At 55.6% G+C, this 14,115-nt stretch carries 12 protein-coding genes; 6 read left to right on the plus strand and 6 right to left on the minus strand.

Annotated elements, in window-relative coordinates:
* Positions 1-963 (plus strand): GDP-L-fucose synthase, encoded by a 963-nt coding sequence (gene fcl / locus ACFC5L_RS01235; protein WP_375202102.1) that lies wholly within the window; start codon positions 1-3, stop codon positions 961-963.
* Here fcl and ACFC5L_RS01240 read toward each other — a convergent pair.
* From ACFC5L_RS01240 to ACFC5L_RS01250, 3 genes are all read right to left on the minus strand, one after another.
* Positions 960-2,024 carry a glycosyltransferase gene (locus ACFC5L_RS01240; RefSeq protein ID WP_375202101.1) on the minus strand — a complete coding sequence of 355 codons (1,065 nt, stop codon included), beginning with the start codon at positions 2,022-2,024 and terminating at the stop codon, positions 960-962. The two genes, fcl and ACFC5L_RS01240, sit on opposite strands and share 4 nt — an antisense overlap.
* A gap of 103 nt (positions 2,025-2,127) precedes the next feature.
* The gene (locus tag ACFC5L_RS01245; RefSeq protein ID WP_375202100.1) at positions 2,128-3,123 is read right to left on the minus strand and encodes a glycosyltransferase family 2 protein; all 996 of its coding nucleotides are present in this window, start codon (positions 3,121-3,123) and stop codon (positions 2,128-2,130) included.
* 89 nt (positions 3,124-3,212) lie between these two features.
* Positions 3,213-3,446 (minus strand): helix-turn-helix domain-containing protein, encoded by a 234-nt coding sequence (locus ACFC5L_RS01250; protein WP_375202099.1) that lies wholly within the window; start codon positions 3,444-3,446, stop codon positions 3,213-3,215.
* 91 nt (positions 3,447-3,537) lie between these two features.
* Between ACFC5L_RS01250 and ACFC5L_RS01255 the strand changes: the two genes are divergently transcribed.
* The 5 genes from ACFC5L_RS01255 (at position 3,538) to ACFC5L_RS01275 (ending at position 9,094) form a co-directional block, all read left to right on the plus strand.
* Entirely contained in the window at positions 3,538-4,458 is a 921-nt protein-coding gene (locus ACFC5L_RS01255) for a TM2 domain-containing protein (protein WP_375202098.1), read from the plus strand.
* A gap of 785 nt (positions 4,459-5,243) precedes the next feature.
* On the plus strand, positions 5,244-5,618 hold the full coding sequence (locus ACFC5L_RS01260; protein WP_375202097.1) for a hypothetical protein: 375 nt from the start codon (positions 5,244-5,246) through the stop codon (positions 5,616-5,618).
* Positions 5,615-6,958 (plus strand): site-specific DNA-methyltransferase, encoded by a 1,344-nt coding sequence (locus ACFC5L_RS01265; RefSeq protein WP_375202096.1) that lies wholly within the window; start codon positions 5,615-5,617, stop codon positions 6,956-6,958. Before ACFC5L_RS01260 ends, ACFC5L_RS01265 begins: the two co-directional genes overlap by 4 nt.
* On the plus strand, positions 6,955-7,527 hold the full coding sequence (locus ACFC5L_RS01270) for a DUF5681 domain-containing protein (RefSeq protein ID WP_375202095.1): 573 nt from the start codon (positions 6,955-6,957) through the stop codon (positions 7,525-7,527). The genes ACFC5L_RS01265 and ACFC5L_RS01270 overlap by 4 nt, the downstream gene beginning before the upstream one ends.
* A 343-nt stretch (positions 7,528-7,870) precedes the next feature.
* A complete protein-coding gene (locus ACFC5L_RS01275; protein ID WP_375202094.1) occupies positions 7,871-9,094 on the plus strand; it encodes an AAA family ATPase in 1,224 nt (407 codons plus the stop codon).
* A 228-nt stretch (positions 9,095-9,322) separates the two neighbouring features.
* Here ACFC5L_RS01275 and ACFC5L_RS01280 read toward each other — a convergent pair whose 3' ends face one another.
* The 3 genes from ACFC5L_RS01280 to ACFC5L_RS01290 are packed head-to-tail and all read right to left on the minus strand — an operon-like array spanning position 9,323 to position 13,972.
* Positions 9,323-10,660 carry an HlyD family type I secretion periplasmic adaptor subunit gene (locus ACFC5L_RS01280; RefSeq protein ID WP_375202093.1) on the minus strand — a complete coding sequence of 446 codons (1,338 nt, stop codon included), beginning with the start codon at positions 10,658-10,660 and terminating at the stop codon, positions 9,323-9,325.
* A gap of 1 nt (position 10,661) precedes the next feature.
* Positions 10,662-12,446, minus strand: a complete 1,785-nt coding sequence (locus tag ACFC5L_RS01285; RefSeq protein ID WP_375202092.1) for a type I secretion system permease/ATPase — start codon at positions 12,444-12,446, stop codon at positions 10,662-10,664.
* Entirely contained in the window at positions 12,443-13,972 is a 1,530-nt protein-coding gene (locus ACFC5L_RS01290; RefSeq protein ID WP_375202091.1) for a TolC family protein, read from the minus strand. Before ACFC5L_RS01290 ends, ACFC5L_RS01285 begins: the two co-directional genes overlap by 4 nt.
* Between the last annotated feature and the right edge of the window lie 143 nt (positions 13,973-14,115).

Here is a 14,115-nt window from a genome sequence, read left to right on the forward strand (position 1 = left end):
ATGTCGGCGGAGAAAGCCCCGGTCATTTATTCGCTGGAAGGCAAACGCGTCTATGTCGCCGGTCACCGCGGCATGGTTGGGTCGGCGATCCTTCGCTGTCTCGAGACCGAAAACTGCGCCGAGATTCAAACCGCGACGCGCGCCGAACTTGATCTGACACAACAGGCGCCCGTGCGCGAATGGATGTTGAAGAACAAGCCGCAGGCGGTCTTCATCCCAGCAGCGAAAGTCGGCGGCATTTACGCCAATGACACATACCCGGCGGAGTTTCTTTACGAGAATCTCATGATCGCCGCAAATCTCATTCACGCCGCCCACGAGGTGGGCATCGAAAAGCTTCTATTTCTCGGCTCGTCCTGCATCTATCCGCGCGACGCCGAACAGCCTTTGCGTGAAGAAGCGTTGCTCACTGGCCCGCTTGAGAAAACCAATGAATGGTATGCCATCGCCAAGATCGCCGGCATCAAGCTTTGCCAATCATATCGCAAGCAATATGGAGACGACTTTATTGCGGCGATGCCGACTAATCTATACGGGCCGCACGATAATTTCCATCCCGAAAACAGCCATGTCATTCCGGGGCTATTGCGCAAGGCGCGCTCCGCGAAAGAAGCTGGCGAAAACGATCTTGAAATCTGGGGCACAGGCTCCCCTTATCGCGAGTTCATGTATGTGGACGACTGCGCCGACGCCCTCGTTTTTTTGATGAAGCACTATTCCGGCTATGACTTCGTCAATGTGGGCACAGGCTCCGACGTCACCATCGCCGAACTCGCGCAACTGGTGATGGAGACGGCGGGATTGACCGGTCAACTGCGCAAGGATCCGTCAAAACCCGACGGCACACCGCGCAAGCTTATGGCGTCCGACAAACTTCTCTCCATGGGCTGGACGCCGAAAACGCCGCTGCGCGATGGGCTGAAGCTCGCCTATAACTGGTATCTTGAAAACCGCGACCTCTAATCGAAGCGGAGGCCGGTGAAGATCGCTGGCGACGCGCCCTCATTCCGGATCGTTAGCATCAATGTCTCGCCAGGCGCCTGCGCAGCCGGCAACCCGAAAACGATTTCAGCAGCTCCTGATGCGGACAGCGCGCCTCCGGCCGCGGCAATGGAAATATCCGCCTTCTCAGTAAAGGCAAGCCTCAGCTTTCGGGCCGGCTCTGGAAGATAATGCACGACCGGTAGCGTGGCTTCGTTGTCAATCTCGCCATTGCGTCCAAGGCCGTTAATCACGGCGCCGCTCGGCGACAACCGACCGCGAAGTGCACGCGCAAGTGCAGGCGGCATCATATATTCAAAGACGTGATGCAGCGCGAAACCGAGCTTGCTCTTGAGACGCCGGACCGGCGACGCATTCTGATCGATGATGCGCGCCAGCTCTTTTCGGCGCCCCGTCCCAAAACCGCCGGTCTTCGCTTCTTTCGTCCACAGGACGCGCGACATCACCTCGTTGATGAAATCGAACTTGGCGCCGTCGCGCCACAGGCGCACCCATAAATCCCAGTCCATGGTGTAGTGAAGATCAGCGTCGAGCCCACCCGCCTTGTCATAAGCGCTACGGCGGAAAAAGCAGGACGGCTGGGAGATAATATCGCCCGACAATAGAAGATCGCTCGGCGGCGCCACCGCCCAGTGATAACCGACAACCGCAAAATCATCATCGATGATGACGCTGTGGCCATAGACGACATCGAGATTTTCATCGTCGTCAAATTTCGCCGCCGCCCTGGCGAGCGCGCCCGGATAAAGCGCGTCATCGGCATTGAGCCAGCCGAGAATATCGCCGGGCGCATTGGCCCAGCCTTCCAGAATGGCGTCGGATTGCCCGCCATCCGGTCCATGACGGCGATAGACAATGAGATCGTCAAAGGCGCCCGCATCCGTCTTCACGCGAGGATCGCCGGAGGCGTCGAGCAACGCCACATTGGGCCGCGGCGTTTGAATGGCGAGGCTTTGAAGACATTCCCGCAGCAAGGGATGCCAGGCCCCGATGGGCACGGAGATGGAAAAGGTCGGAGCCATGAAGGGTCTTGATCGTCTCTTGTCGCCGCGCCTGATCCGTGACGCAAAGGCCTCTTGCCTTCGGGATAGGCCGGGTCACGCTGCGCTGGCAAGCCCTGCGGCGTCAGGGGCCTTGAACCGGGCGAATGTCGGTGGCCCGGCGCATGAGCTTCAGCGGCGACCAAGTCAGCGCCTGGGCGATTTCGCCCGTGGATGCTTTTCTTGCCTGTTGTCGGCGCCGCCTTTCAGCGGAAAGCCTGGCAAGTCCGCCGTAGCCGTCACGCAGTCCCCGGATATAGGCGCCGCCGTCGCCGCGCGACGACGACTGAGCAAACAAGACAAGATCGAGCAAAAGGTGAAACGGCGCCGTCGCAATGAGCAGCGTCAGCGGCATGTTGAGATACCAGGTCCAGATGCGGTTGCGATGACCATGATAGACGGTGAAGTCGCTGCGCCGTCCGGTGACGCCCGACCCCTCATGGTAGACGACAGCGCTCAGCAACTGAACGCAGCGCCCGCCCGAAAGACGCAATCGAAAGCCCAAATCCACATCCTCGCTGTAGCAGAAAAAAGGCTCGTAAAACCCTCCCAATGCAGCAAACGCTTCCCGGCGGACCATCGACGCCGCCGCGCAAGGCGCGAAACATTCTCCCTCCGGCGGCAAGGCGCTCACCGGGCTTCCAAAGCCGCCGCGATAAGCTAGGCCAAAGGCGTGATAGACGTCCCCCGCGCCGTCGATCCGGTCATGGTCCTTATGGTCGACCTGGGTGGAGCCAAAGGCGTCGACGCCCGGATAAGTCGTTGTCGCCCGCATCAGCGCCTCAAGCCAATCCGGCGCGGCGTAAGCGTCCGGATTGAGGAATACGAGCAAGGCACCTTTCGCCGACTTCGCAGCAAGGTTATTCGCTGCGGCGAAACCGATATTGTCGCCCGCCTCGATAAGTTGGAAGTCGCCTTCCCTCGCCTGTGCAATTGAATCGTCTGTCGATGCATTATCGACGACGAGCGTTTCAAAATCGCGGAAGCTCTGAGCGCGCAAATATTCGAGACAGCGCTTTAGGCGCGGTCCTGAATTGTAATTGACGATAATAACCGAAATAGCCGGCGCAGACGAAGTCATAAGCCTCTTTACGCTGCACGCCCCTTCACCCGCAAGGTGGCGTGACTTGGGTAGGGAAAAGTGGTCCGGCGTAAGGGAGAGAATCTGAGTTAATTTAGTATTTTCTTGATCACCGCCGCCGGTTCGACTTCAATTACCTCGCAAAGCGCGATGAATTCGACGACCTCCAGCCGTCTTTCGCCGCCTTCGATCTTAGCGATGTAACTTTGCGGATACCCCAACAAAACAGCAACTTCCTCCTGGGTGAGACCCGCTTTCAGGCGCGCTTCCTTCAGTAAAGCGCGTAACAGCTTATGTCGCTTAGATCGGAGTGGTTTCGGCATTTAGACGCTTGGCAAATAACGGTTTGCCAAGGTAATAATCCGGTATTAGGATTATCCCAGTTTAGGATATTGTGGGTTATGGAGAGGGCAGATGTCAGATCACAGATGGGAAGAGACAGGGAGATCTCATGAGGGTGACAAGCCCAAAAAAATGTGGATCGCCTATTTGTTTTGGCTATTTCTTGGCATCTTGGCTGCACATCGCTTCTATTTGCGGAAAAACGGGTGGCTTCAGCTCTTTACAGTCCTGCTTTTTGGTATCGGGCTGGTATGGGTTCTGGCGGACCTTTTCCTCATCCCTAGCATGGTGCGACACAGCAGGACGGGTGGTGAACCTGCGCAGCGAGATCCACAAGGCCGAGGGCTCATTCTCAAGATCATTTCTGTTATTTTCATTTCGATCTTTGGCCTTTGTGTGATCGGATATTTAATCGATCCCGAAGCGCTCGATGGGCACATGCCAGCCGCACCTTCAGCAGACACTGAAAATTCAGCGCTAGAGAGCGAGGGGGAGATCGGCTCATTGGCGCCTGACAACATTGATGGATCAAGGCCCAATAGTCGATCAACAGCTCCTGAAGACCGTCGTCGCTTCGCCGCATTTGACGAAATCGTCGATGGGCGGCGCATTTCAGCGTCAATATCAGGTATTTCGATTACTTACAGGGCTGGAAATGAATTTATTGGCGAGGACGCGCAGCCAGAAGCCCTTTTTGTAATCGTCGAGTATGAATATACAAACATAAGCGACCGTCCTATAGGCCCATTTAATTCGCCAGATATAAGCCTTATTGCACCGTCGGGCGCAGAGTATAACAGCGACAACGGGGCGACGGGATTGGAGATGGCTGATCGTGAGTTGAACGAGAACGCTCTCTCTGATCTCAACCCGATGATTACCTATCGAAGCGTCGAGCTCTTTGAGGTTGCCGAAGGCCTCTTTCACCAGCCTGGCTGGATCATCAAAGTCGAACTTGATCGCACAGAGTTCTTTGTTCGGATAGAAGAATGAGCTCAGCGCGCTCCTTGCTCAACAATATCCAAGATAAAACCCAAGCAAACCGCTTGAAAACAATCATCTTAATAGGCATGCGTAAAACTACGCGATCACTAGGCTAAGCGGAAAATGCTACTGCCCGCAAATAGCCTGACTGCACCCAATTTCATCGCTGAACAGCGATTGGAGGATTGCCAAGACTGCCATATCAAATTTTTTTGCATGCCCCCTTGACTACATAAAAAACAACTCTTATAAATATACTCATATTGAGCATTAGTAACGTTGCTGCTTCATTTTGAATGAGGGCCATTTCTCCAAAAGTGAAGCGAGACGGTCTGGCACAGCCGCAAAAAGCAGCGCTGATCAAATAGTATGACGGAGCTCACCCATCAGGGATAATATGCTCCAAGAACAAAAAAACAAAGCAAGCACTACTGGAATATCGAAAATATATTGGCAATAAAATTGATAATAAATAAACAAGAAAAGAGCAGAGAATACTTGAATTTAGCGCCAATTACTGCGTGTGGCTTGCCGCAAATCGATGCTGCCAGCCCGGTTTGAAGGCTAAGACGAGTTTAAGCGATAAATAGATGTGACAGGCGCGTCCATAATGCGCCACCGAGCCTCGACCACTAAATAGGAACTCTAGACGGTTTTTCAACCGGCTAGAAAACACAGAATTCGAATTTCTCACCGCTTACGGCTGTCGCTGGAGTGACGAGGAAACGGATAACTGCCCTGACCGGAATTAGCCGATCAGGCTCTCATATTATTCATAACATAAGGAATTAAACATGAATAAAAAAAGACTAAACACAACGCCAGACAGTTCTCTGTCTCATTCGGGCGCAATTTCTTCCCACAGGAAAGAGCGACCGCTTGCCGAAGAATCCGCTGCTTACCAAGCAGGATACAATGCAGCCTATATCAAAATAGAACAAATTGTCGATAACGTCGCGCAAAAAATGAAAGCTCGGCTGAATGACGACGACATTCCACAATCAGACCGACAAGAAATGATCGGTCAACTCAAAGCCTGTGCGTGGATAGGCGTTATTACATCAACCTTTGAAACTATCGCGCCTGATATGACCGATAGATTCACCAACAGCAACGATCAGCTTGAGGCCGATAATAGCAAGAAAGACAATGCGGGGGCACGACTATGATCGCATCCGCATCGAAACTGAAAATCATCTATCGTAGGGCTTCAGATTTGAAGCTCTACGGAGCCAATGCAAGAACGCATTCAGACCGCCAAATCAAACAGATCGCCGACAGCATTAAGGCCTATGGCTGGACCAATCCGATCCTGGTGGACAAGGATCTGACTGTGCTCGCCGGCCATGGCAGGCTGGCGGCGGCAAAGACCTTAGGACTCGAGAAAGTCCCCACCATTCAAGTCTCGAGTCTATCTGAAGCTGAACGAAAAGCCTACATCATTGCCGATAACAAGCTCGCCGAGAACGCCGGTTGGGATAAAGAGCTGCTTGCCCAAGAGTTCTCGGTCATCGCAAAGCTTGACGCCGATTTCGACTTTGACGTCACCGGTTTTGCGGCGCCGGCAGTCGATTGGCTGCTGAGCCAGGGCGAGAATGATAATGGATCGGGTGACGACGAGGATCTAGGTGATCTGGCGGCTGGGCCAGTCGTCTCAAGGCCTGGGGACCTTTGGAAGCTTGGGTCTCATCGCCTCTATTGCGGCGACGCTGCCGATCCAGGCTCATACGCAGAATTGTTAGAGCGTGAAGAAGCGTCGCTTATCTTCACCGATCCGCCCTACAATCTGCCCATTGACGGCTTCGTCTCAGGCCATGGACGGCCCAAGCATGATGAATTCGCGATGGCCGCCGGGGAACTTTCGGAAGCTGGTTTTATCGTCTTCCTCGAAACGATCATGCAGAACATGTCGGATGTGAGCGCTGACGGCTCGCTCCACTATATCTGCATGGACTGGCGCCACGCCTTCGAGGTTATGAGCGCAGCCCGCAAGGTCTACAACGAACAGAAAAACCTCTGCGTCTGGAACAAGGCCAATGCTGGCATGGGATCCTTCTACCGGTCCAAGCATGAGCTGGTCTTTGTGTTTAAGAACGGCAAGGCGGGCAGCATCAACAATATCGCCCTTGGCAAGGCGGAACGCTACCGCACTAATATTTGGGACTATCCAAGCGCCAGCACCTTCAGCAAAACCCGCAATGACGATTTGGCGTCGCATCCGACTATCAAGCCAATCGATATGGTCGCTGACGCCATTCTGGACGCCTCAGGCCGCGGGGACATTGTTCTTGATCCCTTTGTGGGTTCAGGCACCACCATCCTCGCCGCTGAACGGACGGGCCGCCACGCCGCCGCCATGGAGATCAATCCCGCCTATGTGGATCTCGCTATTCGGCGCTATGAGGCGGCGACCAATAAGGTCGCGATCCTCACCGGCATGCGGAAGTCCTTTGAAGAGGTCGCCGAGGAGCGGGCTCCGAAAGCGGCGCAGGCCGCAGGAGGCAAATGATGACCAATCCCGAACCTCGCAATGAGCCGGTGGGCTACAAAGCTCCGCCAAAGGCGACCCAGTTTCAGAAGGGCAGATCAGGCAATCCGCGCGGCCGCCCAAGAGGGTCAAAGAACAACAAGACCGTCTTTGAAAACCTCGCCGCCACCCTAATCGACGGCAAACTGCCGGGCGGCGGCGAGAAGATCACTATTCGGGAAGGCGTCATCGCTAAGCTCGTTTCCCAGGCGCTTGCTGGCGACTCCCGTTCCCTGAATAAATTCATAGACACGATGCAGTCCTACGATGATGAGAATAAAGCCTACTGCCAGCAAGCAGAGCTGGAAGCGATCCATCGCATTCTGCAGTATCATCATGAAGCCCAAATCAGGGCGGGGGACAAGTTCAATACAGCCGAGATTAAGACCATCGCCGCCTACCTTCGGCAGGTGGACGTCGAGTTCAAAAAGTTTGAGCCACAGATCAACGCCCTCTTCGACAAGAACAACTTCGCCAGGCCCGAAATTCTGGACGAGAACGACGACAGCAGTGAATCAGGCGAAGATGCGAAACTTGCCGCTGCGCCATGAATGAACAAATGAGGCTGTTGAAATGGCAGACAGTGCGTGCACGCTGTGATCAGCGTCAAAAAATGCGAATTCCCTGTAAACTCCCTGTATTTTTGCGGCAAATAATGCGTGGAGGCGGTCTTCGCTTCAATTTTCCCAGGCGCTGGCCTCAATAACCAGACCTACAAGGGGGGGCAGCGCAGTCGTCAGCGAAGCGGAAGGCCAAATTTATGGCCTCAGTCACAGCTGAAAGCGGCGTTCCCCGGCTGCAAAAAACGCCACAGCGCGCCCCAGTATTTATTTCTTCCGTACAGAGATGATTTTTACTGGACTTCGGCGACCGCCGGAGCGATATAAACGCAACATGGAGACCGAAGAAAACGAAAAACAAGCCAATTCAGCTTGGCTCGATACTGGCGATGGGCTGCTGACAAGGCGTCTTGACGCGGAAAGTAAAGACACGCGCCCTAGCCGAAAAACAGATGAAAAAGAGCTCTACCCCCTGCTCAAACTGAACGAGTGCAATCCAGCTCTTTCATCCTCTTATATCGTAAAAGGACTTTTTCATCGAAATTGTCTTAGCATCGTTTGGGGTGAGACAGGGTCAAGAAAAACATTTGCACTCTTAGATGGCGCTGTGGCGATTGCGAGCGGGCAAGAACGCTGGCATGGAAGAAGAGCACGTCAAGCACGAGTCGTCTATGTATGCGCCGAAGGCGGGGATGAAGACGCCCGCAACAGGTTAGCAGCAATTCGAGAAAACCGCCCAGACGCTCGCACAGAATTCGCCCTAATTCCAACGCCGGTTGCAATCGATAACGCACAATCCCTCAATCGTCTTCTTGCAACCATAAAGTCTTCATTCGGCGAAGCCAAAGCAGACTTGCTAATTTTTGATACGCTAAGCGTGTGTCTACATTCTGTTGATGAATATCATAATGGCGAGGTCGCCAGAATGATCGCCCGACTACGGGCCTTAATGAGACTATTGGGTGGAGCGCATATCATCCTTGTGCACCACACAGGCCATAGCTTTAACCGCGAGAGAGGCGCATATGCCTGGCGCGCAAACGCAGATGTCAGTATCGAAATCTCTTACGACGATACACGAGATCTTGGCCTGATCATCGCTCATAAAGTTCGTCACGGCCGAACAGGCGTTATTGGCGCATTCGGGTGTCGTGAAGTCCACCTTGGCGTTGATGAAGACGGAGACCCGGTAGCCACTCTGGCCGTATTCGAATCTAACGCGCCGGACTTTGAAAAAAGCGATCCAGAAAAGGGATTAACCGCCCTACAAAGCGAGATTCTTGAAGAGATAGATATTGGTCTTACGCGAAATGGAGTACGCCTTCAGCCTGACCCCGATCAAACCGAAACACTTGCGCTCGATCGCAATATTCTCAATGACAGAATGCGTAAGGCGGGCATTATTGGCGATCCGGAAGAGGCCACTGCACCATTATCTAGCAGTGACAGATCTCGCATCCGTGACAATCTTGATACCTTACGGGCGCGCGGGCTAATCGGACGAAACGCCCGCTATGTCTGGCGTATATCAAAAATAGAAAAGCAAGGAATTGTTTAAACAGATTTTGCGTGCGTGCGATGGAATTACTAAGTTAATATGCACGCACGCACATCGTCGAGAGGCTTCAACAGCATAAAAAACCGCCTTAGGCCGTCCCAGTTGAATGTATTTCACAGTTGGGCCATGGGATGCTTCCCAATAATCCTCGCATTATTACGGTATCGGGTTTCTTGGTGAGCCAACGATAAGCATGTCGTGGAGTCGGTCTTGAGCCTCAAAGACTGCTTACTTATCCCGCAGCGCCTTCTCGCTCATCTGCGACATGGGCTTGATGATATAGGCAAGGACTGTGCGCTTGCCATTGAGGACCGATACTTCCGCCGCCATCCCGGACAGGATTTTAAGATCGCCGGCGCGTTTGCTGGCAAGGGCGTCCGCCGCCGTCCTGACGGTGATGTTATAGAAGCGCTCGCCGGTTTTTTCGTCTTCAATGGCGTCAGGGCTGATATTTTCGATAGTGCCGTCAAGAGAACCATAAACGGATGAATCATAGGCGGTAATGGAAACCCGCGCTTCCTGCCCAATTTTGAGGAAACCGATATCGGCGGGCTTTATCCGCGCCTCGACAAGAAGCGTATCCTCACTGGGCACCAGTTCAACGATGGTTTCCCCCGGCGAAACAACGCCGCCGATCGTAGAGACCATCACCCGGTTGACGACGCCGGCGACTGGCGCGCGCACATCGGTGCGGGCGACCTTGTCCTGAAGCGCCGGCAATTCGCCTTTCAACTCTTCGAGTTCGGCTTTCGCCCTGTTGAGTTCATCGGCAGCCGTAGCGGAGAACGTCTTGCGAATGCGCTCAATCTCGCCTTCGGCCTCACCAATCTCAAGTTCGATGCGGCTGACGGCGATTTCCGCGCGCTGCACCTCACCCTTCGCGGCGGCGTCGCGCTGACGGGCGCGCAACAGCTCCACTTTCGGTTCGATACCCTTGGAGACAAGCCGCTGCATGATGTCATGTTCTTCCGCAGCCAGCGTATAAGCCTCTTTCGCCGTAACAAGCGCCACGCGCGCATCGTCGAGGGCGTTTTTGCGTTGGTCCAGTTTCTTTTCTTCGATCTCAAGCGATGCGTCGAGTTCGGCCTGACGCGCCTTATATAACTGGCGCTCATTGGCCACCACACGCGGCGCCGCATTCACGAAACCGTCCGGAAATTCCAGCGGCGCCAGCGCCGCCTCAGCCTCAAGCCGGGCGATCTTCGCCGCGAGGGTGTTGTAACCTTCCTGGCCTTGCGCAAAAGCGACATTCATTTGCGTCGGGTCGAGCTTCACCAGAATATCGCCCGCCGCAACCTGATCGCCGGCGGAAACAAGGATTTCCTTGACGATCCCGCCTTCGAGATATTGCAGCTCCTGCAACTGGTTCGATGTGACGACCCAGCCCTGCCCTCGCGTCACCCGGTCGAGCTTTGCAAGCGACGCCCAGACCAGAGTCAGCACCACGAGACCGCAAATCAGATACAGCAGATATTGCGCAGCTTTCGCCGGCTCAATCGGCATCGCCTCATCGACGTCAGTTGAGGCTGCGGGGGGCGCAGATGCGGCAAGATCACGACCGGTCATCTTAAGCCGCCCTTGTCGATGAAACGAGCTTCGGCTTCGCTGCGGTGATCCGTTTGGTCTTCAATTGGCGTGCAGACGCCATGGCGCGCATCACCGTATCGCGCGGACCGTCCACCAGAACGCGGCCGCGGTCGAGAACGATGATGCGGTCCACAAGCCGCACCATGGACATGCGATGAGTCACGATCAGCAGCGTGCGCCCGCGCGTTGCATGTTCAAGGCGCGCAATGAGCGCAGCTTCGGCTTGCGCATCGAGCGCACTTGACGGCTCGTCCAGCAGCAGGATCGACGGTTTTGGCGCCAAGGCACGAGCGAGCGCAATCGCCTGACGCTGACCGCCGGAAAGCCCCTCGCCGCGTTCGGAAAGATGCTGATCATAGCCGCCGGCCGTCGCGCCGACAAAATCATGAACACCAGCAATCTTCGCCGCCGCCAGAATGTCATCGTCGGAAACATTTTCGAGACCGAGCGCGATATTTTCGCGAATGCTTCCCGAGAAAAGACACACATCCTGAAGAACCGCGCCGATATTGGCGCGCAAATCCGCCGGGCGAAGCTGGCGAACATCAGTGTCGTCAACCAGCACCGACCCTTCCGTCGGCTGATAGACGCCAGTGATCTGGCGCACAATGGTGCTTTTGCCGGAACCGTTTTTGCCAAGGATCGCCACCCGTTCCCCCGGCTCAATGACGAAGGAAACATCGTCGAGCGCTTTCGTGGTCACACCCGGATAGGTGAAACTGACATCGCGAAACTCAATTTTGCCTTGAAGTTCAGGACGCGAGAGATATTGGCGGCCAATTTCGGTCTCGCTTTGCGCGGTCATCAACTGGTTGAGCGATTTGTAAGAAGCAAGCGCGCCATTGACGCGGCTCAATAGCGACGCAACCTGACCCAGCGGGCCCATGGCGCGCCCTGTCAGGATAACGCTGGCGATCAGCGCGCCGGTGGTGATTTCATTGGCGCCCACAAGAAAGACGCCAACCACAACCACGCCGACCTGGCTTGCCTGCTGTGCAAAGCCGGAAGCGTTGACCGCGAACTGATTGAGAAAACGGCCGATTGCGGAAATTTTAGCGTGCCGTGCAACGCCTGAGCGCCAGCGCGCGCGCATGAGCCCATCCGCTTTGACGCTTTTGATCGTTTCAAGCCCGCCCAGCGTTTCAATAAGCACAGCATTCTTGTGATGGCCTTCAGCCATCGCCTGTTGCGTACGCTTCATGATGAGCGGTTGAATGATGATGCCGGAGGCAATCGCAACCAGAACGCCGATCAGCGGAATAAGCGCAATCGGCCCACCGATAAGCGCAATCGTCGCAATAAAAAGGAAGATAAACGGCAGATCGACAATCGTGACGAGCGTTGCGGACGAGAAAAAATCCCGAAGATTCTCAAACTCTTTGACCAGGCCGGCGATGGCGCCCGTCGCGCCGCGGCGCGCATCGAGGCGCATGGACATGAGATTGTCAAAAACGCTGGCGCCGACCGTTGCATCAAGACGCTGACCTGCGATGTCAATGAAGTACCCACGCAGTGATTTTAGAAGAAAATCAAAAATATGCGCGAGAATGACGCCGATCGTGAGCGCCACCAGAGACTCGATTGCCTGGTTCGGCAGCACCCGGTCGTACACCGTCATGATGAAAAAAGACGATACAAGGCCGAGAATGTTGACGACCGCCGCCGCCATGATCGTTTGTCCGTAAATCTTGGCGTTGTCGCGCAACGGACCGAACAGCCAGTGCGAGGTCGGCACCATATCTTTCAGGAAACTCGGCTTGTTCATTTCGCCGCTCCGAAGACTGCGTCTTCATAATCCGTTTGCGGCGAGAACCGGCGGAGGAGATCTCCTGTATGCTCCATCAATGCATAATTCGCCATATCGCGACCGGAAAGCGCGATCACATAGGCGACGCCGGCTTCGAAATAATCATTTTCCGCTTGCAGCACATCGATGAGATCGCCGCGCGACAGCTTGTAGCGCTCAAGCACGAGATCGCGCGTGATGTCATGGGCGATGACAGCGTCGCCAAGCGCAGCAAGACGCTCATCCGCGCCTTGCAGGCGCTCATACGCCATGGCGGCTTCACGCGCTACATCCTGGCGCGCCTGCGCTTCGTTGAACTGTTCACGTTTGGCGCGTGACCGCGCGAGCGAGATTTCGGCTGCGCGGGCGCCGCCGCCGAAGATATTGTAATTGAGCGTGACGCCGGCGCGCACATCGAAATCGTCACCGGAATCGAAAACATCATATTTGACGGCGTCGACCGCAAGGCGCACTTCCGGCATGCGCGATGAACGCGCCGCCTTGAAATCGGCCTGACGCGCCTCGACGCGCGCTTCAGCCGCTGCAATCTCAGGGTTTTCTTCGAGCGCCGCCGCGACCGCGTCGCTGCGGCCGGCAAGGTCAGGCGCAGCGAGCGCCGGACGCGCCAGCACCGGCGGCGTTTCACCAAAAAACTCTTCATAGCGGACATCGGCGAGCCGCTTGCTCTCATTGATCTCCGCAAGGCGGGCGCGCGCCGCGGCGAGACGGGCCTCGGCGCGGGTAACATCCGCCCTTGAGCCGGCGCCCAGCCTTTCGCGTTCCTTTACATCGCCGAGAATGCGTTCCTGGCGCTTGATAAAATCGAGGCTGAAAGCGGCGAGCGCCTGATGCGCAGCGACATCGTGATAGGCGGTCAGCGCGCCGAGCGTGAGATCGTTAATGCGCGTGTTTAAGGCGTTGCGATATTCCGTATCGAGCGCGCGGGCGCTGCGAATTCGGTTGATCGTTGCGCCGCCGTCGAAAATAAGCTGCGAGGCGGAAACGCCGGCCGTGAATTGTTCACGCGGACGAAGGGACTCGACCACATTATCCGTGTCTGCTGCAAAATCGCGCGTCAGGGAATAATCACCGCGTAATTGTGTCGACAGCTGCGGATAAAGCGCCGAGCGCGCCTGGCGGCGCAGCGCGCCCGATTCATCGAGATTAGAGGCTTGCGCATGATAGGCGGGGTGGCGTCCAACAGCGCGGCGGATCGCAGCGCTGAAATCAGGCGCGGCGCCTTCCAGCGCGACCAGATAACCGGCCGCGCCAAGCGCCTTTTCAAGCTTTGGATCGGCGCTGAAATTGGCGCCGGCGCGCGGCCCGGCGGCAGGGCCCGTCTGCGGCGCGGGCGTTTCCAGCGACGCTTTTTGAACCGGCGTCGCGGCTGCGTCCGGATAAACGGAGCCATAATATTTTGGATCTTCGGAAGTCGCAGAAGCGATAGTCGGTAAAACTGCGCAGAATGCGGCGCCAGAAAGTAAAATCGTCTGAAGCCTTATCATTACACGCACCTGTTCAACTACACGACCATTGCTCCCCCGGAAGCAGCAACCGCCGTTAAGGTTAACCAAAACCTTATTAGGACGAGATCACTGAAAAAGGCTTAATCCGGCGGACCTACTGCCGGATTGACGGTAAGAACGGA

This window comes from Hyphococcus sp., from assembly GCF_041986965.1.
GTDB lineage: Bacteria > Pseudomonadota > Alphaproteobacteria > Caulobacterales > Parvularculaceae > Hyphococcus.

Bases quoted from the DNA above. Each gene is read 5' to 3' on its own strand.
- fcl (WP_375202102.1), top strand. From the start codon at position 1: ATGTCGGCGGAGAAAGCCCCGGTCATTTATTCGCTGGAAGGCAAACGC.
- ACFC5L_RS01240 (WP_375202101.1), bottom strand. From the start codon at position 2,024: ATGGCTCCGACCTTTTCCATCTCCGTGCCCATCGGGGCCTGGCATCCC.
- ACFC5L_RS01245 (WP_375202100.1), bottom strand. From the start codon at position 3,123: ATGACTTCGTCTGCGCCGGCTATTTCGGTTATTATCGTCAATTACAAT.
- ACFC5L_RS01250 (WP_375202099.1), bottom strand. From the start codon at position 3,446: ATGCCGAAACCACTCCGATCTAAGCGACATAAGCTGTTACGCGCTTTA.
- ACFC5L_RS01255 (WP_375202098.1), top strand. From the start codon at position 3,538: ATGTCAGATCACAGATGGGAAGAGACAGGGAGATCTCATGAGGGTGAC.
- ACFC5L_RS01260 (WP_375202097.1), top strand. From the start codon at position 5,244: ATGAATAAAAAAAGACTAAACACAACGCCAGACAGTTCTCTGTCTCAT.
- ACFC5L_RS01265 (WP_375202096.1), top strand. From the start codon at position 5,615: ATGATCGCATCCGCATCGAAACTGAAAATCATCTATCGTAGGGCTTCA.
- ACFC5L_RS01270 (WP_375202095.1), top strand. From the start codon at position 6,955: ATGATGACCAATCCCGAACCTCGCAATGAGCCGGTGGGCTACAAAGCT.
- ACFC5L_RS01275 (WP_375202094.1), top strand. From the start codon at position 7,871: ATGGAGACCGAAGAAAACGAAAAACAAGCCAATTCAGCTTGGCTCGAT.
- ACFC5L_RS01280 (WP_375202093.1), bottom strand. From the start codon at position 10,660: ATGACCGGTCGTGATCTTGCCGCATCTGCGCCCCCCGCAGCCTCAACT.
- ACFC5L_RS01285 (WP_375202092.1), bottom strand. From the start codon at position 12,446: ATGAACAAGCCGAGTTTCCTGAAAGATATGGTGCCGACCTCGCACTGG.
- ACFC5L_RS01290 (WP_375202091.1), bottom strand. From the start codon at position 13,972: ATGATAAGGCTTCAGACGATTTTACTTTCTGGCGCCGCATTCTGCGCA.